This is a genomic window from Bacillus sp. SRL543 (genome assembly GCF_984799205.1).
In genome coordinates, this window is sequence record NZ_OZ481794.1 from 3,797,023 (window position 1) to 3,816,530 (window position 19,508).

Annotated in this window: 19 protein-coding genes; 5 read left to right on the forward strand and 14 right to left on the reverse strand. The window is 48.1% G+C overall.

Annotated elements, in window-relative coordinates; genetic code table 11:
- Window positions 1-36 precede the first annotated feature (36 nt).
- The 5 genes from AC4E8B_RS19360 to AC4E8B_RS19380 form a co-directional block, all read right to left on the reverse strand.
- Window positions 37-3,156, reverse strand: a complete 3,120-nt coding sequence (locus AC4E8B_RS19360; protein ID WP_490214979.1) for a DNA translocase FtsK — start codon at window positions 3,154-3,156, stop codon at window positions 37-39.
- Between the two features lie 315 nt (window positions 3,157-3,471).
- Entirely contained in the window at window positions 3,472-4,272 is an 801-nt protein-coding gene (locus AC4E8B_RS19365) for a DUF1444 domain-containing protein (RefSeq protein ID WP_490214981.1), read from the reverse strand.
- A gap of 89 nt (window positions 4,273-4,361) precedes the next feature.
- Entirely contained in the window at window positions 4,362-4,679 is a 318-nt protein-coding gene (locus AC4E8B_RS19370) for a thioredoxin family protein (RefSeq protein WP_490214983.1), read from the reverse strand.
- On the reverse strand, window positions 4,676-5,710 hold the full coding sequence (locus AC4E8B_RS19375) for a PTS sugar transporter subunit IIC (protein WP_490214984.1): 1,035 nt from the start codon (window positions 5,708-5,710) through the stop codon (window positions 4,676-4,678). Before AC4E8B_RS19375 ends, AC4E8B_RS19370 begins: the two co-directional genes overlap by 4 nt.
- 248 nt (window positions 5,711-5,958) lie before the next feature.
- Complete coding sequence (locus AC4E8B_RS19380; protein WP_490214985.1) at window positions 5,959-6,468, reverse strand: hypothetical protein; 510 nt, start codon at window positions 6,466-6,468, stop codon at window positions 5,959-5,961.
- Window positions 6,469-6,628: 160 nt separating this feature from the next.
- On the opposite strand from AC4E8B_RS19380, the gene AC4E8B_RS19385 reads away from it, so the two are divergent.
- Window positions 6,629-7,075 carry a YtoQ family protein gene (locus AC4E8B_RS19385; protein WP_490214987.1) on the forward strand — a complete coding sequence of 149 codons (447 nt, stop codon included), beginning with the start codon at window positions 6,629-6,631 and terminating at the stop codon, window positions 7,073-7,075.
- A 166-nt stretch (window positions 7,076-7,241) separates the two neighbouring features.
- Here the strand turns inward: AC4E8B_RS19385 and AC4E8B_RS19390 are convergent, their stop codons facing one another.
- Window positions 7,242-7,763: a DUF84 family protein gene (locus tag AC4E8B_RS19390; protein ID WP_490214988.1), complete on the reverse strand. Its 522-nt coding sequence runs from the start codon at window positions 7,761-7,763 to the stop codon at window positions 7,242-7,244.
- 95 nt (window positions 7,764-7,858) lie between these two features.
- A complete protein-coding gene (locus AC4E8B_RS19395; protein ID WP_490214990.1) occupies window positions 7,859-8,932 on the reverse strand; it encodes a M42 family metallopeptidase in 1,074 nt (357 codons plus the stop codon).
- A gap of 213 nt (window positions 8,933-9,145) precedes the next feature.
- Here AC4E8B_RS19395 and AC4E8B_RS19400 point away from each other — a divergent pair, with 213 nt between their 5' ends.
- Window positions 9,146-9,460, forward strand: a complete 315-nt coding sequence (locus AC4E8B_RS19400) for a PepSY domain-containing protein (protein WP_490214991.1) — start codon at window positions 9,146-9,148, stop codon at window positions 9,458-9,460.
- A 53-nt stretch (window positions 9,461-9,513) separates the two neighbouring features.
- Here AC4E8B_RS19400 and AC4E8B_RS19405 read toward each other — a convergent pair whose 3' ends face one another.
- Window positions 9,514-10,353, reverse strand: a complete 840-nt coding sequence (locus AC4E8B_RS19405) for a YtnP family quorum-quenching lactonase (RefSeq protein WP_490214992.1) — start codon at window positions 10,351-10,353, stop codon at window positions 9,514-9,516.
- Window positions 10,354-10,823: 470 nt separating this feature from the next.
- A complete protein-coding gene (trmB, locus tag AC4E8B_RS19410) occupies window positions 10,824-11,462 on the reverse strand; it encodes a tRNA (guanosine(46)-N7)-methyltransferase TrmB (RefSeq protein ID WP_490214993.1) in 639 nt (212 codons plus the stop codon).
- A 284-nt stretch (window positions 11,463-11,746) separates the two neighbouring features.
- Between trmB and AC4E8B_RS19415 the strand changes: the two genes are divergently transcribed.
- Both AC4E8B_RS19415 and AC4E8B_RS19420 read left to right on the forward strand, forming a co-directional pair.
- A complete protein-coding gene (locus AC4E8B_RS19415; RefSeq protein WP_490214994.1) occupies window positions 11,747-11,926 on the forward strand; it encodes a hypothetical protein in 180 nt (59 codons plus the stop codon).
- Window positions 11,927-12,037: 111 nt separating this feature from the next.
- Window positions 12,038-12,316, forward strand: coding sequence for a YtzH-like family protein (locus AC4E8B_RS19420; protein WP_490214996.1), 279 nt, complete (start codon window positions 12,038-12,040; stop codon window positions 12,314-12,316).
- Here AC4E8B_RS19420 and AC4E8B_RS19425 read toward each other — a convergent pair.
- The 4 genes from AC4E8B_RS19425 to thpR all read right to left on the reverse strand — a co-directional run bounded on the left by AC4E8B_RS19425 (window position 12,313) and on the right by thpR (window position 17,352).
- Complete coding sequence (locus AC4E8B_RS19425) at window positions 12,313-13,092, reverse strand: phosphotransferase (RefSeq protein ID WP_490214997.1); 780 nt, start codon at window positions 13,090-13,092, stop codon at window positions 12,313-12,315. The genes AC4E8B_RS19420 and AC4E8B_RS19425 overlap by 4 nt on opposite strands.
- 367 nt (window positions 13,093-13,459) lie before the next feature.
- Entirely contained in the window at window positions 13,460-15,601 is a 2,142-nt protein-coding gene (gene pulA / locus AC4E8B_RS19430; RefSeq protein WP_490214999.1) for a type I pullulanase, read from the reverse strand.
- A gap of 201 nt (window positions 15,602-15,802) precedes the next feature.
- Window positions 15,803-16,765 carry an NERD domain-containing protein gene (locus AC4E8B_RS19435; RefSeq protein ID WP_490215001.1) on the reverse strand — a complete coding sequence of 321 codons (963 nt, stop codon included), beginning with the start codon at window positions 16,763-16,765 and terminating at the stop codon, window positions 15,803-15,805.
- 29 nt (window positions 16,766-16,794) lie between these two features.
- Window positions 16,795-17,352, reverse strand: a complete 558-nt coding sequence (thpR, locus tag AC4E8B_RS19440; RefSeq protein WP_490215003.1) for an RNA 2',3'-cyclic phosphodiesterase — start codon at window positions 17,350-17,352, stop codon at window positions 16,795-16,797.
- Between the two features lie 228 nt (window positions 17,353-17,580).
- Between thpR and cysK the strand changes: the two genes are divergently transcribed.
- Window positions 17,581-18,513 (forward strand): cysteine synthase A, encoded by a 933-nt coding sequence (gene cysK, locus AC4E8B_RS19445; protein WP_490215005.1) that lies wholly within the window; start codon window positions 17,581-17,583, stop codon window positions 18,511-18,513.
- An 89-nt stretch (window positions 18,514-18,602) separates the two neighbouring features.
- Here cysK and dat read toward each other — a convergent pair whose 3' ends face one another.
- On the reverse strand, window positions 18,603-19,469 hold the full coding sequence (dat, locus tag AC4E8B_RS19450; RefSeq protein WP_490215006.1) for a D-amino-acid transaminase: 867 nt from the start codon (window positions 19,467-19,469) through the stop codon (window positions 18,603-18,605).
- Between the last annotated feature and the right edge of the window lie 39 nt (window positions 19,470-19,508).

Consider the following 19,508-nt stretch of genomic DNA (forward strand, 5'->3'; position numbering starts at 1 on the left):
TAGTATTCTTTACATGCATGTAAAGAATACCACGTATTATAGCATTGTACTAGTGTCTTGCATGGCCTCAAGGTCAGCTTCCGTGATGAGCACATCGCGCGGCTTGCTTCCTTTTGCCTCTGATATATAGCCGCAGTCCTCCATCATGCCGATCAGCCTTGCAGCACGATTATAGCCGATCTTAAAGCGCCTCTGGACACTGGAGGTCGATGCGCTGCCATGATCGACAACATACTCGCACGCCTCGTAGAAAAGCTCATCTTCCTCCTCGGTCGCCTGCGCTTTTTTCAGAAGCTCTTCCTGTTCAAATAAATAATCCGGCTTGCGCTGGCTCCTCGCATGGGCAACGACCTCATCGATCTCTGCATCAGAAACATAAGTTCCCTGCAGCCTGACCGGCTTGGATGAGCCATTTTCCAGGAAGAGCATATCCCCCCGGCCCAGGAGCTTTTCGGCACCGCTGATGTCGATGATGGTCCGGGAGTCTACCTGTGATGACACAGAAAACGCCACCCTTGTTGGGACATTGGCTTTGATCAGGCCGGTGATGACATCGACAGACGGCCTTTGCGTGGCGATGATCAAATGAATGCCGCATGCCCTCGCCTTTTGGGCGATCCGGCAGATTGCTTCCTCCACATCTGCCGGGGACATCATCATCAGGTCAGCAAGTTCATCGATGACGATGACAATGAACGGAAGCTTGTCGGAATAGCGCTTATGCTGTTCAGCCAGCTCATTGAAGCGGTTTATGTCCCTGACGCCTGCGTGGGCAAACAGCTCATAGCGGCGCTCCATCTCTTCCACCGCCCATTTCAGGGCAGCAGTCGCGGCCTTCACATCGGTGATGACCGGGCTGACAAGGTGCGGGATCTGGTTATAAGGAGCAAGCTCAACCATTTTTGGATCGATCAGCAAGAGCTTGAGCTCATCCGGCGATGCCTTATAAAGAAGGCTGACAAGAATCGAGTTGATGCAGACGCTTTTTCCGGAGCCTGTCGCACCGGCAATCAGTCCATGGGGCATCTTGCGCAGATCAGTGACGATCGGGCTTCCCGAGATGTCCAGCCCCAGGACTGCGGTCAAAGGCGATTCTCCGTCCCTGAACACAGGTGTATTAATGATTTCACTGATCAATACAGGCCTGCTTTTTTGGTTCGGAACCTCAATCCCGATCGTATGCTTGCCTGGAATCGGCGCTTCCATCCGGATATCCCTGGCTGCCAGGCTCAGCTTGATGTCATCGGTAAGATTGGTGATTTTATTTACCTTCACACCTGGCTCCGGCTGAACCTCAAACCTGGTAACAGAAGGACCCTGGGTCACATTGACCACTTTTGCCCTGACATTGAAATTCTTTAGTGTAAGATTAAGGAATTCCTCCTGCTCCAGCAGCCACTCCTCATTGTCCTCAGGAATGACCGGTGGGGCAAGCAGGCTTTTTGCCGGGAATTCATATTCCTGGTACTTTGCTGTTTGGCCCGATGCGGCAGCTGCTGCCGGCTGGCCGCTTTGATATGGCATTGCCAGGTCCTGAACGCCCAAGGGCTGCGGCTGTTCAGATAATGCTTCTTCCTGCTGATGCGTCTGAACGGGTTCTGCTGCAATGGCAGCCCTGGCCGGCTGTGTTTGGGTGAATGTTCCGTTCTTGTCCTCCTGGCGTTCGGAAACAGATGTCATTGTGACTGTTTCGCTCCGGACCGATTCAGCTGAAGCAGCTGGCGGCGCAGCAGGTGTTGTACTTAACCCGGTGCCAGAATGCTGCTGACTGCTGGCATTTTGCTCTTTTTTCTTTTGCTCCGCAATTTTCCGGTCCTGCTTCAGCATGATCACATTGAAAGGCAGCGGCGATCTTGGTTTCGGCTTCGGCTCTTCTGCAGCCTGGACTGGTATGTCCCCGCTGGTTTCCTGGTCCTTTGAATCTGCAGCTGCCGGCTCCTCCTCACTCAGCTCCAAAGCAGGCGCAGCTTCATGCATGCCCGTTTCCCGGGAATGCTGTTCAGCATAAGCTGATTCCATTTGAAGCTCATCAGGTTTTTCATCATCTATTAAAGAAGAATCTGCCTCTTCTGCTGCCGGCTCTTTAAAAAGTTCTGATCCTGCTTCAATATCAGTGTCATTGGACGATTCCTGGAGTTGGTCCGCAAATTCCGGCACAGCTGCAAAGTTAAGTGAAGCAGCCTCTGTTTCCGCTGATTCGTAGGCAATGTCGGCGTCATTTTCAATCCCTGTTTGATCTGGTTCAGCGTCTGCGGGCAAAATCCCATCATTGCCTTGTTCTTCGGGTTTACTATCCATCACCCGATCTTCTGCTGTCTCATCTGCATCTTGATGCCATTCTGCAGGGACAGTTTTTTCATCTGCCGCATTGAAAGTGCCGCCCGGATAACGTTCTGAATCCATTAACACGCTTGCACTCTCTTCAGCAGCATCTGGCAGTATAGTATCTTCTTCATATCCTACCTGTAAACCAGGGCTGATCGTTCCTTTTAAATCCGAACTGCGGCCCTGCTGTTCATCAGGCTCCATCTCAATCTGATCCAGCTGGACTTCGTTTACTTCTTCCCGTACGCCATCTTGGGCAGCCTTCTTAAGAAAATCAATATCATCATAAAATAGTGCTTTCTTCTTCTGGTCAAATCTATTAATCTCATATTCTACCGACTTTTCATTTTTCTTAGGGCGTTCGAACCCGTGAATCGGGGAAGGAATTTCTGTCGGCCTGAAGGGGCGCCGGTGATGATTGTCTATCGGCGCCTCGCTTTTGCTTCTTTTGGCCGGTTCCGGTTTAGGTTCCTTCTGCTCCGGCTGCCGTGTTTTTCTTTTTCCTTCATGCTCATTCAGCGGTCCGGCCTTTCTTCGCTCATGATTCAGAGATTCTTCCGCCGGCTGCTCCCTTTGGCTTCTTCTTGGACTTCGTTCAGGACCTTCCGTTTTTCCCCTTGGTGCCCTTTCCTTTCCGGGAGAACCTTCATCGGGAATAAGGGGGAACCTGAACTGCCCCTTTGGGTACTGGTAAAGGATTCTTGCCTCCACCTCACGGCCATCACGATCTTTTTTCGGTTTTGCTGTTTCTATGTACGGATGTTCTTCTTCAATTTCTTCATACTCTTCGTCATTATTAAACACTCGGAATAGTTTTTTTATCCAACTCAATATAAATCACTCTTTCTTAAAGGCTGTTTAGGCAAAAGCTGTCAGTGTATGTGGATGCTTGGATACCTGGTAATACAAAATCAATAACCTAAAGCTGCAAAAATAGCAGCATACTTTACCTACCCTTTATTTTATCAGCTATTCATAAAAATTCGAGCTAAAAAGAGAGAATGAGCCTTTTTATAGGCTTTATGGGTAAAATTGCTAACATGCAGCCCGCCTCGCATATACTTTTGGCATAAACAGTTTAACAGCGGGATTACGACTGTTACAAATCATATAAAAAAGGACCACATCCATGTGATCCTTCCAAAATCATTTTTTCTTATTTTTACCCAGAATGAAAATCGGCTCAAGCTCACCGTCTTCATATAAAAATGATAACGCCGTAATCGGCACCCTGCCGCTTGCAAAAAAGCTCATATTCATCTGTGCAAGGATATCATAACCCGTATTATTCCGTACATCTGCTATAATCAGGACGTCCTGATGGGGAACCGCAAGTGCCATTTCCCCGGTAATCTGCTGCTCCATCTGCCTTAGGAATGCCTCATTCAGGATGCGGCTGGCATCATAGCCATCATTTTCATTCAGAAAATAAAAGATATTGCCGGCCACTTCGTCCTTTTTAATCCCTGTTGACAGGGACCTCACATTAAATAAGGCAATCTCCCGGATCCTTTCCGCTGTCCAGCCTTCTTTTTCCATCAGGGCTGAATCTATCAGCCTGTAGGTTTTGCCCTGGTCAAGCGCATAGTAAATCCTGGTTTCTGCTGTGTGTGCGTCAAACAGGAAAGGAATTCCTTCTTCAGATTCCTGCGGGAAGGAAGTCGACCTGATGACAGGGAAGATATTTTTCTCACTGCCTTCAAGCCCGGCTGCTCCCGACATCGCCTTGAGGCCTTCTTCCACATAATAGACCACCTCTTCAATCGCATTGTCCTTCTGCTCCTGCCATTTAGCAATGATGCCTGGAAGCGAAATGGTGATCCCTTTGCCTGTTTCTTTATTTTCGATTCGAAGGGTATCTTTTTCTTTATCAAATAAGAATGACCGATTATCTGCATCCAGCCTCTTAGTTAATTCATCCTTCATTTTCCTGCTGTCCATTTTCATCCTTTTTCCCTCCTTAACGGGAAATTTCTGCAGTCTCCATTGTACAATAGAAAGCCCTCCATCTCAAAGAAGACGGAGGGCGAAAGATATCAGCGGCTGAGACCGGCGATGAAATTCTCGATTTCTTCCTGTGTTTTTCTATCCTTGCTGACGAAGCGGCCGGATTCCTCTCCGTCCTTAAAGGCAATAAAGCTTGGGATGCCGAAGATATCCAGCTGTCCGCATAGATCAATATATTCATCTCTGTCTACGTATACAAAGGTATAATCGCTGAACTTTTCTTCCACCTCTGGAAGGATCGGTTCGATGATGCGGCAGTCAGGGCACCAGTCTGCTGAAAACATAAAAATATGCTGCCCTTCATTCTTCATCTGCTCAAACTGTTCCATTGATTCAAGCTTTTTCATTTTCGTTCTCCTCCTGTCTGGATCAGCATATCACCATGTTTGATCCAGCCTTTTTTCCTCATATACTCAGATAATAACAAGCTTATTGCGGCTGGTCCAACAAAATGCAGCATGACTATTTTCAGAATGACAGCCGAGCTGAATCCCATCGCTGTCACTGTCATGATCTGCCCGACAAGGCCTGCCGTCCCCATTCCTGCACCTGCGGCATTATTCTCCAGCACGAATACAGTGGTAGCCAGCGGGGCAAGCACTGCTCCTGCAATTGTTGGCGGAAGCAGAATCATCGGATTCCGGATGATGTTGGGCACCTGCAGCATGGAAGTCCCCAGCCCCTGGGCAATAAGGCCGCCAACTTTATTTTCCCTGTAGCTGCTGACTGCAAAACCGACCATCTGGGCTGCACATCCGATAGTTGCCGCGCCTGCTGCAAGCCCGTGCAAATCAAGCATCAGTGCAATGGCCGCACTCGAAATTGGTGCTGTAAGGGCGAGGCCCATCAGAACCGCTACAATGATTCCCATCAGTATCGGCCTCTGCTCTGTCCCCCACATGATCATGCTTCCCAGGCCCTTTAAGAGGTAGCTTATTCCAGGGCCGATCAGCTTTGCCGTTCCATAGCCAGCCAGTATCGTAACAAAAGGCGTAACAATAATATCGATTTTCGTCTCCTTGCTGACAAGCTTCCCAATCTCCACAGATATCAAGGCAGCGGCAAAGCTTCCAGCCGGTCCGCCCAGCGCAGCCCCGGCTGCCCCGCTTGCAATCGCAGCGAACAGTACCAGCGGCGGCGCATTCAGTCCATAGGCAACAGCAACGCCGATTGCCGGCCCCATAAGCCCCATCGCGAGCGTCCCCATCTCTATGAAGAAACTCCCGCCATATCCTGCCGGCAGCTGTTCTCCCACTGTCTTAATGATCAGCCCTATAATCAGAGAAGAAAACAAGCCCAATGCCATGCTGCTCAATGCATCTATAAAGTAAACCCTCGCAGACAGGCTGACCCCTTTTCTCTTTAAAAACTCTTTCATGTAAAATCCCCCGTTCATTCGTCATTGTCATGTGTCAAGACAGATGTTACAACCTATATTGTAAGCATGCCAGGGGTAAAAAGGAAGAAAAAAATACCGGTACCCTTCTATTATGGGCTCATCCTGCTCTATGAAACCTGCTTACCCCTGTTTTTTTGATTGGCTGTGTTAATCAACATGGAAGACTAACAGAGCCTTTTGATTAAAAAATGCAAAAAAAATAGCAAAGGGCTCATCCCTTTGCTTGCTTATTTTATCTGGACAGAGTTGACGATATCAATCATCATCGCAGCATCTGCTTTCAGGCTGGAGGTCTTTGTTTCCGTTGTAATCTTGACCCCATCAGCACCGACAATCAATTCGCTTCTGTCATCATCCAGCTTTTTAATAAGAATAAAACCGAATCTCCCTTCATATTCGAAGGTTTCGTCCACCTCATAGCTTTCGTTCTGAAGTTTTGCAGACTCATAAACCACCTTGCTGCCTTTGCCCTCATTCTGGTTATAAAACAGGATATATGTTTTGCTTCCATTTTTTAAAATAAGGTTGTTTGGGCTTTCTTCTTCAACCTCGACGCCAAAAGGCAAATAATAGTCTATCTCTTCATTTTTTATATTTGCATTCTTGGGCTTTTGTGTGAAAGCTGTCTCTGCTGCCTTCTTCGCTGCTTTCTGCTCTTCTTGGAAGGATGCAGAGCAGGCGCTCAGGAACAGAACGGAACACATCATAAGCAAGGCGGCGATGCAGATTTTTTTCATACTATTTTCCTCCCCGCTGGAAAAAATATCGTCCTTTTCTATCATAACTGTACTTTTAATTATCTGACAACCCCTCCTGCCGGTTTTTCAGGCCCGGTGACGGTTTGTTATTAACAGAAGTGGTAAAATGTAAGATATCTACCAAAGAGGAGGAAATGTGATGGAATTCACAGTTTATCTGGCAGGCGAGATTCATACAGACTGGAGGGGAGAGCTGAAGGAAAAAGCAAAAGCCCTCCAGCTTCCGGTCCATTTTGTCGGACCGATGGAGAACCATGAGCGCTCCGATAAGATCGGGGAAGAAATACTTGGGGAGCAGCCGGGACCTGTTTACCTCGATCAGGCCTCTTCAAGCATAAACAATCTGCGGACCCAGCTGCTCATGGAAAAATCTGACCTGGTCATCGCCCTGTTCGGCGAGCAGTATAAGCAATGGAACACGAGCATGGATGCCAGCACGGCCGCAGCACTCAAAAAACCGCTGATCCTCATCAGGCCTGAAAAACTGCATCACCCGCTTAAAGAACTCTCACAAAAAGCAAACGCAACAGTCGAAACCGTAAACCAGGCCATCAAAATTCTTTCATATGTTTTTGAAGAAAACTGAAATGCGGAAGCGGCTTGCCCAGAGCCGACAAGCATAAGACAAGCAGGATGAAAGGTTGTTCTTTAACCTTTTAGCCTGCTTGGCTTATGACTCGAGGCTCTAGCCGCTGGAGCTGGACAATCGAAATGCGGAGGGCGCTTGCTTAAAACAAAGCCGGGGAGAGGTGTCAACGCCTCTCCTTTTTCCTGTTCCGGTACTCCAGCTGCCCGGCGAGCAGCCTGACAACATGCGCGAACATTTCCGCCCTGTCGACCCTGCCATTTGTAAACACACCAATGGCGCCTTCTTTTTTCCGGATGTTTTCTTTTTGGGCATATTCATCCATGACAGGCCCAAGCTCACGGCCGGCGAGAAGCTCTTCGGCAATCTCCTCGGGAAGGGGGATTCTGGCGCCTCCGGCGATGATTGTTGCTTTGCCTTCTTGGGCAAGCGCCCCCCAATTGCAGAGAAACAAACCTGCATCTGTGTTCTGGACCCCGCCTTCAAGGCCGATTCCTATATCGCCGCTTCCTTCTTTCAGTGCCAGTTCTGCTCTTTGTACAGCCCCTTTAATCGTTTCGTCATCTGTAAAAGGCTGATCGCTCACACCGGAAGGCACATCCATAGGAATGACTTCAAAGCTTTCATTGAAAATGGCTTCCACCGCACCTATTTTCGCCGGATTTTTAGAACCTATTATAATTTTCATAGTGCTGTTCTCCTTTTTTCATTGCTTCTTTCTATATTGCCCTGAATTGCACATTGAAAAGAGGCAGCAATGCTGCTGCCTCCGGGCTGTAGTAATTATGCGTTTTCGTGGATGGATGCAACAGTTGTTTTGTCGCAGGATTTAACAAGCTTGACCAAAAGCTCTTTGGCTGCTGCATAATCATCTACATGGATGATGGAAGCATGAGTATGGATGTAGCGGGAACAAATGCCGACTACCGCACTTGGGACTCCTTCATTTGAAGTGTGGACACGCCCTGCATCGGTTCCGCCCTGGGAAACAAAATACTGGTAAGGCACATTATGCTTTTCCGCTGTATCCAGCACAAATTCCCTCATGCCGCGGTGTGTAACCATGGAGCGGTCCAGGATGCGGAGCAGCGCCCCTTTGCCGAGCTGGCCGAATTCCCTTTTATCTCCTGTCATATCATTTGCCGGACTTGCATCCAATGCAAAGAAGATATCAGGCTTGATCATGTTGGCGGCTGTCTGCGCGCCCCTCAGGCCGACTTCTTCCTGGACAGTCGCCCCGGAATAAAGGATATTCGGCAGCTTTTCATCTTTTACTTCTTCCAAAAGCTCGACCGCCAATCCGCAGCCATAGCGATTATCCCAGGCTTTCGCCATAATTTTCTTTTCATTTGCCATCGGCGTGAACGGACAGATCGGAAGGATCTGCTGTCCTGGCTTGATGCCGATCCTTTCTGCATCTGCACGGTCATCCGCACCGATATCAATCAGCATATTCTTAATATCCATTGGCTTGCTGCGCTTAGCTTCATCCAGCAAGTGGGGAGGGATGGAACCGATGACGCCTGTGACCGGACCATTATTCGTCATGATCTGGACTCTCTGGGCAAGAAGGACCTGGCTCCACCAGCCTCCAAGGGTCTGGAAGCGGATCATCCCGTTCTCGGTGATTGATGTGACCATGAAGCCAACTTCATCCATGTGGCCGGCTACCATCACGGTCGGTCCTTCCTCATCTCCCCTTTTTACTCCAAATACTCCCCCAAGCTTATCCTGTACCACTTCATCTGCATACTGGCCAAGCTGCTCGCGCATAAACTTGCGCACAAGATGTTCATTTCCCGGCGCTCCCGGCAGTTCTGTCAGTGTTTTAAAAAGCTGCAACGTTTTATTATTCATTTTACACCTGCTCCTTTATTGGGTTTTGTCCATCTTATTATGTATACATTTATTTTACAGAACTTTCATACCTCTTACCACCTTTTCCTCTTAACCTGTCCCGGAATATGGTTCCGTCCTCCGTCCTCTTTTTGTGAATCGCTTTAATATATCCGGTTATATTTGGTAGAATGGAATGAAGAACATGATGGAAAAAGACGGAGGGGGCAGATCATGAACTGGAAATCATTTTTGCTTGGTGTTGGAGTAGGAGTCGCCGGGGGCTTGGCTGCAAAGGAATTATTGGCAGATAAAACAGCAGTATCTCCAGAGAGAGCGCTTGAGCACGCTAAAGCTGCTTTCAAGGAAAATGGGCCGATCAGCGGATCATGGATACATATGCAGCCTGAGCCTTATGAAAAGCATGGGCTTACCTATAAGGTTTATAAAGGCGGCATTTCAAGGACAGCTGATGGTGCGGTTTCACAATATGAGTTTGTCGCAGACAGCAGCACCGGAACGATTTTGGATGCCTACCCGCTGTCTTAGAAATTGCAAGCTGGCAAAGGCCGGATTCTTTTGATCCGGCCTTTTCCATGCCTTTATCTGTTGCGTTTCAGTTTTTCCTTCAGCTGTTTATCACCGTCCCATTTCACCGCCCGGCAATAGGCATCATGGTAAAACGTGAACCATGCATCCCTGCTGATTCCGTACTCAAGCCACTTCTGCTTTGCCGCGATTGAATCCATCGGATAATCATCAAAAGCAAGCACCCAAAGGACATTTTGGTGGGCATGCGTAGGCATGATATCTGCCATATGGACAATTGTCTCCCCTTCATCCTCGATAAGGATGACGGAATGTCCGTCACTGTGTCCGCCTGTGTGGACCATCTTCACTGGGCCGAAGCTCCATTCTTCTTTGAATGTAATCACCTGGTCTTCTATCCCGTGCCAATTTTCTTTCCAGTAAGTGTTTCTGGACCGGATGTTCGGGTTGCGCATCTCTTCCCACTCAATTTCTGATGTGATGATTTTTGCATTGGGGAACACAGATGCAAATTCTTCCCCTTCAAGTCTTGTAAGGCCGCATGCATGATCAAAATGCAGATGGGTCATCAGGACATAATCAATATCCTTCGGGCTGAGGCCCAGCTGTCCCAGGGATTCCTCAAGATGGGACTCTTCGGTTACTCCGTAGTTCCGCTTTTGCTTTTCGTTAAGCTTGCCGGAACCGATGCCTGTTTCTATAAGCATCTTTTTCCCGTTAGCTTCCACAAGGATTGGATCTGTCCTCAGCTCGATCTGATTTTTTTCGTTGCAGGGATACTTCTTCTCCCACAGTGCTTTCGGAACAACGCCGAACATGGCGCCTCCATCCAAATGTGTGACCCCTCCGTTCAGCCAAGTCAGCTTAACCGTTTTCAATTCTAAGGTTTCCATTTGCACACTCCCTTTTCAGCAGATTGTATGTATACCTGTCTTGTTCATTTTATCATTAGGAGAGGAGTTGGTGGAATATTTGCTCAATACCGCCAGCAGAAAATAAGATATATCAGAATTATTTAGAAGTATTGATCACAGGAAGATTCTTGGTTTTATCTTTTAAAAGGCTTAGTAGCATTGCTGTATAGGTTATTAAACCAGTTAATTGGAGTGGAAGGCACGCAGACTCCTGCGGGAGGTAGCGGCAAGGCTGAGACCCCGCATGAGCGCAGCGAAGAGGAGGCTCAGCGTCGCCCCGCGGAAAGCGAAGTGCCTGGAACGGAAATTAACAGCCCATATGAAAAGCTGAACAAACCATTAATTATGGCCTTTCACAGTTAAATCCTAAAAATCACAAAAAAGGAGCACGTAATGTCCGTACTCCTTTAGTCTATACCAAAGCCGCCAACCGGCAGCCTTCTGCATTTTTATTGATATCTCGCTTCGGAGCGGTAGATCCTGCTGCCTCTGCCTGAGAATTTTTCTTCGTATTCTGTCATGATATTGCCTTCATAGTCGCTGTTATGAAGGTCGAGGCTGACATATGTGAGGAGAAGTCCGTATTCGGAGAAGCTCCTTAGTGAATATTCGAACAGCCCCTGGTTGTCGGTCTTGAAATGGATTTCTCCATTATCCACCAGGATGCTTTTGTACACATCAAGAAAGCTTTTGAAAGTGAGCCTTCTTTTTTCATGCCGGGTCTTTGGCCATGGATCTGAGAAGTTAAGGTAAACCCTGTCTACGTCCCCATTATCAAAATACTCAGACAGATTCTTGGCATCGGCATTCATCAGCTTCAGGTTTGGCAGTTCTTCTTCGATGAGCTTATCCAGCGCAGTAACGATGACGCTCTCTGCCAATTCTATGCCGATATAGTTAATATGAGGATTGGCCTTCGCCATCCCTGTGATGAACCTGCCCTTCCCTGTCCCGATTTCAATATGAAGCGGCTGGTCCGCCCCAAAAACCTCAGCCCATTTTCCTTTATGCTGATCCGGCTCCAGGATGACATATTGAGGATTCTGCATTAATTTATCTTTAGCCCAAGGCTTGTTTCTTTGTCTCATGAGGACACCCCTAAAAAATAATATCGTTCAAACAATACCATGCCTTCTAAATCGATGCAACCCTGGTTCAGGAAGGATCAGGGAGCATCTGGCCGCATATGTAAGGGCACTGTCTGTTAAAGCGCGTTCATCTTATGTTACCGGAAATATCTCCTGTATATCAAACGAAACCGCGTTTTGCATTTAAAGGATGTTTTGTTAAGGTTTTAAGAGTGTAAGCGAACGGGAAAAAGCCGCCTGGCAGGCTCTGCCTTCAGGCGCGATAAGGAGCTGGATGGAAAAACATGAAAAAATTGATTGAAACAGGATCGGAGATGCTCGTCCTTTTAGTTATAGGCATTATGTTCCTTGGCTACAGTATCACTATTTATCCTTACGAGAAGCTTAAGAACAGGAAATGGACGCAGAAAGTAAGATCGAAAAGGCAGAGCCTCTATATCGGAAAGCCTGTCAACCATGCCTAGAAGATAAGCCGACGAATAATAAAAAAAAGGAATTCACATGATAAATGTGAATTCCTTTTTTTGTTTGGCCAAAATCCCATTCATGCACAAATAGAAAGGATGCTGAATCATATGCCGCTAAGCCATACGGATCAATTAACCCTGCTAAAGGATATATTAAGCAGCCATCAGACAGACTGCTGCGGATCGGTTTCAGAATGTGAACAATTGGAGCGTTTAGTTAAATCCCTCATGGTCAATTCAAATATCGGCCAGGGGGTCAAGACAGTACTGGAGGAGATTTACAGCTACAGCCATAACGGCGCAGGCTCTTCCAATCTCGACGGCCACATAGAGCTGCACCAGCAGGAGCTCTCCCAGTGGGTAGAGAGCATTGACCAGCTTTCCTAGCCCAGGTCAAGCTCCCTGATGAACTGGATCCACTTATCCATTTCTTCATATCTTCCCTTGCTTTTATGCCATTGAATCGAGGTCAGTGTCTGGGCAGCCACATACCATTTCATGCGAAGGGCCAGCGAGGCTGTCAATTCCATGCCATACCGCTTCAGCCAGGAATGCCATTTATCCTGCGGGATGTACCAGTATAAGAGCATCCCGAGATCTATGGCAGGGTCGGCAATCATTGCACCATCCCAATCAATCAGATACAGCTGGTCGTTCTCTGTGAGCAGCCAGTTGTTATGATTGACGTCGCAATGGCAGACGACCATATCTTCACAGCTGATATTCCCCTTTTCTTCTTCAAGGAACCCGAGGGCATTCCTGACAGCGTCCAGTCTGCCGATCTCTTCATCCAGCTCTTCTGTGACCGCGTTCAAAATTGCGTCCGGCTTCAGGGGAGACTTCCCCAGCCTGCTAAGCATCCCAAGGAGCGGCCTGGAGTCATGGATTTTCTTGAGAAGCCTGGCCACCCGTTCATCTTCCATATCCCCCGGCTTCAATTCCCTTCCGGCCAGCCATTGCTGGGCTGTTATGACGTCCCCATTCTCAAGCCTTTTTGTCCATACAAGCTTTGGAACAATTCCTTCAGCTGACAAAACAGCGAGAAATGGCGAAGAATTCCGCTTCAAGAATAATTGCTGCTCTTCATGCTGGGCAAAAAATGCTTCACCTGTCGCTCCTCCGGCAGGAACTATCTCCCAATCTTGTCCGAATAAATGTTCCAAAATTGTTCACCTACAATGTTTTTTGCAAATAAATGCGAATAGGAAGGTACAAGGCCCGCTTCTTTAGGCAGGCCTTCTGCACAGTCTTCCATCTATATACGCGGATGCGCTGGGGAGAAGCAGAGCTCTGTTTCCCCTGGCCATTCCGCCGCGAATCTATTAAAGGGCTATGGTATAGAAAAGAAAAAATAAAAAAAAGCTATTGAAGCAATGTCCTGCAATAGCTATCTTATAAATTTTATCTCTTAGCGTGTTTTTTAGTCAAGTCTATCAGAGATAAAAACAGTATTTTATTATAATGATTACTGTTTAATTCTTTATGTTTTGAACCCGATCCAGGCACGGACAGGCAATAAGTCAGCACCTATCACCTTTTGGCGAGAATCAGCAGGCTGCATGGGGCGACTTTTGCAGCACCCGAATTCACAGTATTTACCGGTTCTGCACCTGCCCTGTCTCCATCCGCCAATATTTCCCATTCTCCTTCAGCAGACGCCGTCCTCTCTTCCCAGGAAGGATTGAACCATACCCTGATGGAATCATAGCCCCCGAATTCCCTGACATTCTGAAGCTCGAAGGCAATCATCGGCTCTTCTGTCTGGATGAACTGCAGATGCTTCCTGATCAGGTCTGTGCTGTGAAAGCGGAAAGCCCTGATGCTCTTCCTGATCTCAATCAGCCCTTTTATATAATCCACATTATCTTTATAGTGAAGGCGGCGCTCCCAATCAAGCCAATTGATTTCATTAGGCGACTGATAGCTGTTTCCGTCCCCTTTTTTAGTCCTGAAGAACTCCTGTCCGCTGTGAAGAAAAGGAATCCCCTGCGAAAGGATGACCATTGCCGTCGCTAGGCGGTGGTGCTTCTCCTTGAACTCATCTGCCTCTTCAGGGAAACAAGCGCCCAGCTTATCCCATAATGTGTGGTTATCATGCGATTCAGCATAATTCACAGACTGCACCGGGGAATGAAAAAGAGGCTTAGCTCTTTTGCCCATGCCGATGCTTCCGGCCAGCACTTGTTTTGCATCCTCGCGGTAATGCAAATTTCCGAGTGCATAGCCTTTATCATAATGATTGAATGTGCTTCCCTTTATCGAATCCCTGAACCAGTCATTGAACTGGCCGATTCTCTCGAGTTTGGCCTGATTGCGCAGATTCGCCTTCAGTTCCTGCGGGAGAGGGGTGTTGAGGTCCCAGCCTTCACCGATGACAAGAATAGGCCTGCCGGCTTCATCTGCGGCTTTCCTAACCGCCTTCATTGTCCCGATGTCCAGGATTCCCATAAGATCAAAACGCAGCCCGTCAATTTTATATTCACGCAGCCAGAACTTCACAGAGTCGACAATGAATTTCCCGGCCATTTTCCTCTCAGAGGCAAAATCATTGCCTACCCCAGTTCCATTTGAAGGCATCCCGAACTCATCATGCCGGAAGTAATAGCCTGGTACAAGCTTTTCAAAACTGGACGTTTCCCTGACATAGACATGGTTGTACACGACATCCATGATGACGCGCAGCCCCTGGGAATGGACAGAAGAAATCAGGTCTTTCAGCTCGCGGATCCGCAAATAAGGGTCTGTCGGGTCCTCGGAATAGCTGCCATCAGGCACATTGAAATGGAGCGGGTTATAACCCCAGTTATAATCCGACTTTTCCCCGAGCTCATCCACTCCCGCAAAGTCGTTGAAAGGGAGGAACTCGATATGGGTGGCCCCCAGCTCCTTTACATAGGAGAGGCCGGTCGAACAGCCGCCCGGTCCCTTTGTCCCAGACTCTGCCGCACCGCGGTATGTGCCTTTTTTATCCGCCCCGCTCCCGGGATGGATGGTTAAGTCCCGGATATGGGTTTCGTAAATGACCGCGTCTGTATCATGTTCCAGGGATGGAAGCTCATGCTCAGCCATTTCCACTTTCCCGGGGCTGGCAATGACGGCTTTCTCTCCATTGGCAGTGAGTGCCACAGCGTATGGATCTGCAGCCTCCCGCCACTCAAGATCGATGCATACCTTGTAAGAATAGGCCTGCAGTTCAAAGTCACCCTCAGCACAAAAAGACCACTCGCCGGACTCCCCTCTTGCCATGGCATATTCCAGGGCACTCTTCCCAGGCTCCTCAATCGCAATCCTGGCTTGAGTAGCAGTTGGGGCCCAGAGCTTGAATACCGTTTGTCCCTCGGTGTAGAAGCATCCAAGCTCCCCATCATAATAATATTTCTCATCAAATGCCGCGGTCCTGATCACCGACCCGATTTGAAGATCGGTTTCTCCCCCATATTCGTCATGGATCCAGCAGGTTGTTCCCAGATCCAGATCTCCTTCAAATGTGCATATATATTTAATTTCCTCTTCCAGTTCCTGCCGTTCCTTAATGATGAGCTTCCTCTTTCCGTCCGGGCCTGAAAGCGCAAATTCAGAACAGCTGCCATCGTAATAAGAACGGGGAAGCAGGACGGCAATGATATTCAATTCATCCAGATAAGCATGGTATATCCGTTCCACTGTGATCATCGTCTCACTCCGCTTCTCTTCTCGGGTATCCTCCGAGTACTTCCTTATTACCTTTAATACAAGCTTCCGCAAACCTTGCCCAGGGCATTTTGTTAAAAGGCTGGTTTAACATTGCTGTTGATGTTGGGCTCATACGTGTGCATCAGTAAAAAAGCCTTTAAAAAAGTTGTCCGAGCATTTAATTAAGGTATACTGCAGCCCTTATTCCGAAGCTTCCCATTCCGGCCGTTTCACACAGGTTGTCTGGCAGTATTGCAGCAGGGTCTGTGCGCTTTTCAGCTGGACGTGCTTGATGGGGGACGTGTTTTTTCTCATAGCTGCAAACCACTCCTCAAACCCCCGCTTCTCAATCAATTCCACCCCATATGGTACATTCGGATAATCAAAGTAGCCTTTCCGGCTTATTAATACTTTATGTACCGGGAAATCGATTTCATACATTTGAAAAATGCTCTTCACCACTTTTTCTGTCCGGTCCAGGGCGATGAGCGGATTCAGTATTTTCTTTTCTTCCTTCCCGGTCCTTTTTGTCCAGAAATGCTCCTTGGAGCCGATGAAAACAGCCTGCTCATCTTCATCCATAAATGACAGGCAGTAGGCCCCTGTCGGCGTGAGGAAGACCGATTCTGCCTCCACAGGCGCTTTCTTCAACCGGAATACAGGCTTATAGAGGAGAAGATAGGTGTCCGGAAAACGCTGCAGGAGGAAGCGGAGCTCCGGATCATAGAAAAAGGAATTCTGAACAAAAGATTTTTCCATGATGGTCGAGCTTGCCCACTTCATCTGAAACTTGAAAAGCTGATCCAGGAATTGCTGCTTCATTTCATCCACCGTATCCGGCCTTAAGGCAAAGCGGGGATCAAAATCGAGTTTCTCTTCCGCTGCCTTCTCAGGAACCGGCAGCTCTTCCGGTTCCTCCGTCTTCCTTTTAAGGCTGAATATTCCTTTGATTTTCTCTGACAGGGGCTGTTTTTCTTCCAGCTTCCAATCATCTGCCGCAGATTCACCCGGCCCGGGGCCGAAAAAGCTTCCATCATTCTTTTCCCAGGCATCCACAAGCCGTTCCCACCGCTGCTTTTTTAAACGTACATATCTGGAAGGATATAAGAAGATATCCTGTTCATAGCGCGAAATATAATCCTGTAGCTTTATTAACTGTCCCATTCCCTCTGCCTTCCTTGTTTCTTTGTATTTTATTTCAGTGTAAAGACCTCGATTGCTTCGTATTTAGGACTTCTATCCAAATGTGTCTGATATAAAACCACTTCTGCCGCAGTAAACGGGATTGTCTCTGATATAAGAGCTTTCCCTTCCAATAGGGCCGGGTCAAAAGGGCCGCTGCCTGTCCATTTCCTCGCCAGAGTAATATGTGGCTTAAAGGGCCGGGACTCAAGCTGAAAGCCCGCTGCCGAACAGGCATCAAATACTTTCTTCCTTACTTCTGAGAGCCTCGGCTGGGCTGCTGTATCCGCCCAAAAGATCCTTGGCTGATCATGTTTTCCAAAAATACCGAATCTCGAGGTGGAAAGGCTGTAAGCCTCTTCTTCCTCAAGTGCCTTCCGGACAAGGCCGGCTGCATGCTGCAGCTGATCCTTCCCGGCATTGCCAAGGAAGGCCAGTGTAATATGGTAGTCCTGGTAATGGACCCATTTCTGGAATTCAAGCATTTCTGCTGCCGCTTCGCATTTCAGCTTCAGCTTTTCCTTTGCAGCCAAAGGCAGCCGCACGGCAAAAAAGTAATGTGTCTGCATCAATAAAACGCCCTTTCCACGACATTTCTATTTATTTTATCAAAATTTGCACGATCGGGAAGAAAAAGCTGCGGGATAACCCATAAGATTTGATAGCCTTCCACCCTTTTAGGTATGATTGTAGAGCAGAGTATTAAATGAAAATCATTTAATTTTGTTCCTTTTGCATGGGTTTTGCTAAAGGAATGCAAAATAGCTTTATTATTATTTTTCGAAGGGAAGAGTTTTATGAAGGTTGTAGATAACCTGTCTGACTTGATTGGCGATACGCCCCTCGTGAAGCTGAACAGGCTGGCCCCAGAGAACGGGGCAGCCATTTATGCTAAGCTCGAATTTTACAACCCGAGCAAAAGCGTCAAGGATCGGGCAGCTTTCAATATGATTGTTAAAGCAGAGGAAGAAGGAATGCTGAAAGAGGGCTCGACCATCATTGAGCCTACCAGCGGGAACACCGGGATCGGCCTTGCGATGAATGCAGCGGCACGCGGCTATCGCGCCATCCTTGTTATGCCTGACACAATGACACTTGAACGGATCAATCTGCTGAAAGCATACGGGGCGGAAGTTGTCCTTACTCCCGGTGATGAGAAGATGCCCGGCTCGATAAAAAAAGCACTGGAGCTTGCGAAGGAAATCCCGGACAGCTTTGTGCCGATGCAGTTCGATAATGAAGCAAACCCTGAAGCCCACAGAACATCCACGGCTCTCGAAATCATTGATGGGATGGAACAGATCGGAAAACCTCTGTCTGCTTTCGTCGCGACTGCAGGCACAGGCGGAACAATCACCGGAACCGGAGAGGTGCTGAAAGAGAAATATCCGGGCCTCGGGGTCCACGTTGTCGAACCGAAGGGCTCTCCAGTCCTTTCGGGAGGCAAGCCCGGGAAGCATAAGCTTGTAGGGACCAGTCCCGGCTTTATCCCTGAGATCCTTAATCAGGATGTTTATGATGAAATCCACCAGATCAAGGACGAAGAGGCTTATGACACAACAAGGAGGCTCGCCAGGGAGGAAGGCATCCTTGTCGGCCCTTCCTCAGGGGCAGCCTGCTTTGCGGCCATCGAAGTCGCCAAAAGGCTCACACCCGAAGATGTTGTTGTCTTCATTGTGTGTGATACCGGGGAAAGATACCTTTCGAGCGACCTGTTCCGTTTTGAGTAAGCTGAAGATAGACATTGCGTAAATGCTTCTAATCAAAATGAAAACCGGCCAAACTTCCCATTCAGGGAGTCTGGCCGGTTTTTTTATGTTCAGCGCACCGGCTGAATGCTTCCACATGCCTTTTCGATTTTTTCCAGGAACAGGCCCTGCAGCTTCTTCGTCATCTCTCCTGGCTTCCCGTCCTTTAAAGGGCTCCCGTCTATCTCGATGACTGGCATCACTTCTGCTGTTGTGCTGGAAATGAAAACCTCATCTGCATCCAGAAGCTCTTCAATAGTGAATGCCCTTTCTTCAAATGGCATCCCGTTCTCCCGGGAAATCTCAAGCACTTTTTGCCGTGAAATCCCATTCAGGATAAAGTGTCCGGCAGGATGTGTCACCAGTTTGCCTTCGCTTACGATGAAAACATTGGATGAGCTGCCTTCGGTCACTGTACTGTCCCGGTGCTGGATGGCTTCAAAGCAGCCTGATTGGGCAGCTTTCTGCTTCGCCAGCAGATTGCCGAGCAGGTTAAGGCTTTTAATATCGCAGCGGAGCCAGCGTATATCTTCAGTCAAGATGGCCTTGATCCCGGATCTTATATTGTCCTCCGGCCGCGCAACTTCACGGGTGTAGGCCACGAAAGCGGCAGGGACATCCCCGCCGGGAAAAGCGTGGTTCCTTGGTGAAATGCCCCTTGAAAACTGAAGGTAAACTGTTCCGGAACCGATCTTATTCTTCACGATCAGCTCCTCCAGTTTCTCCTGAAGCTCTTCCTTTGTATATCCAGAACTCAAGCCGATCTTGTCACAGCTTTCAGACAGCCTTTTTAAATGCTCCTCAGCTGTAAACATCCTGCCGTTATATACCCGGATTACTTCATAGACGCCATCGCCAAACTGATAGCCCCTGTCTTCAATGTCAACTTTGGCATCTTTGCGTTCGATCAATTCCCCATTCAGGATTGCATATTCCACTTCCGTTCCTCCCCTATACAATATTTCAGCCTGTGCTTT

Coding starts and splice junctions, on each gene's coding strand:
- thpR (WP_490215003.1), bottom strand. CDS start 17,352: ATGCAGACACATTACTTTTTTGCCGTGCGGCTGCCTTTGGCTGCAAAG.
- AC4E8B_RS19375 (WP_490214984.1), bottom strand. CDS start 5,710: ATGAAAGAGTTTTTAAAGAGAAAAGGGGTCAGCCTGTCTGCGAGGGTT.
- AC4E8B_RS19365 (WP_490214981.1), bottom strand. CDS start 4,272: ATGAAAATGGACAGCAGGAAAATGAAGGATGAATTAACTAAGAGGCTG.
- AC4E8B_RS19395 (WP_490214990.1), bottom strand. CDS start 8,932: ATGAATAATAAAACGTTGCAGCTTTTTAAAACACTGACAGAACTGCCG.
- AC4E8B_RS19370 (WP_490214983.1), bottom strand. CDS start 4,679: ATGAAAAAGCTTGAATCAATGGAACAGTTTGAGCAGATGAAGAATGAA.
- AC4E8B_RS19435 (WP_490215001.1), bottom strand. CDS start 16,765: ATGGGACAGTTAATAAAGCTACAGGATTATATTTCGCGCTATGAACAG.
- AC4E8B_RS19415 (WP_490214994.1), top strand. CDS start 11,747: ATGAAAAAATTGATTGAAACAGGATCGGAGATGCTCGTCCTTTTAGTT.
- AC4E8B_RS19385 (WP_490214987.1), top strand. CDS start 6,629: ATGGAATTCACAGTTTATCTGGCAGGCGAGATTCATACAGACTGGAGG.
- AC4E8B_RS19400 (WP_490214991.1), top strand. CDS start 9,146: ATGAACTGGAAATCATTTTTGCTTGGTGTTGGAGTAGGAGTCGCCGGG.
- AC4E8B_RS19420 (WP_490214996.1), top strand. CDS start 12,038: ATGCCGCTAAGCCATACGGATCAATTAACCCTGCTAAAGGATATATTA.
- trmB (WP_490214993.1), bottom strand. CDS start 11,462: ATGAGACAAAGAAACAAGCCTTGGGCTAAAGATAAATTAATGCAGAAT.
- pulA (WP_490214999.1), bottom strand. CDS start 15,601: ATGATCACAGTGGAACGGATATACCATGCTTATCTGGATGAATTGAAT.
- cysK (WP_490215005.1), top strand. CDS start 17,581: ATGAAGGTTGTAGATAACCTGTCTGACTTGATTGGCGATACGCCCCTC.
- AC4E8B_RS19405 (WP_490214992.1), bottom strand. CDS start 10,353: ATGGAAACCTTAGAATTGAAAACGGTTAAGCTGACTTGGCTGAACGGA.
- AC4E8B_RS19390 (WP_490214988.1), bottom strand. CDS start 7,763: ATGAAAATTATAATAGGTTCTAAAAATCCGGCGAAAATAGGTGCGGTG.
- AC4E8B_RS19380 (WP_490214985.1), bottom strand. CDS start 6,468: ATGAAAAAAATCTGCATCGCCGCCTTGCTTATGATGTGTTCCGTTCTG.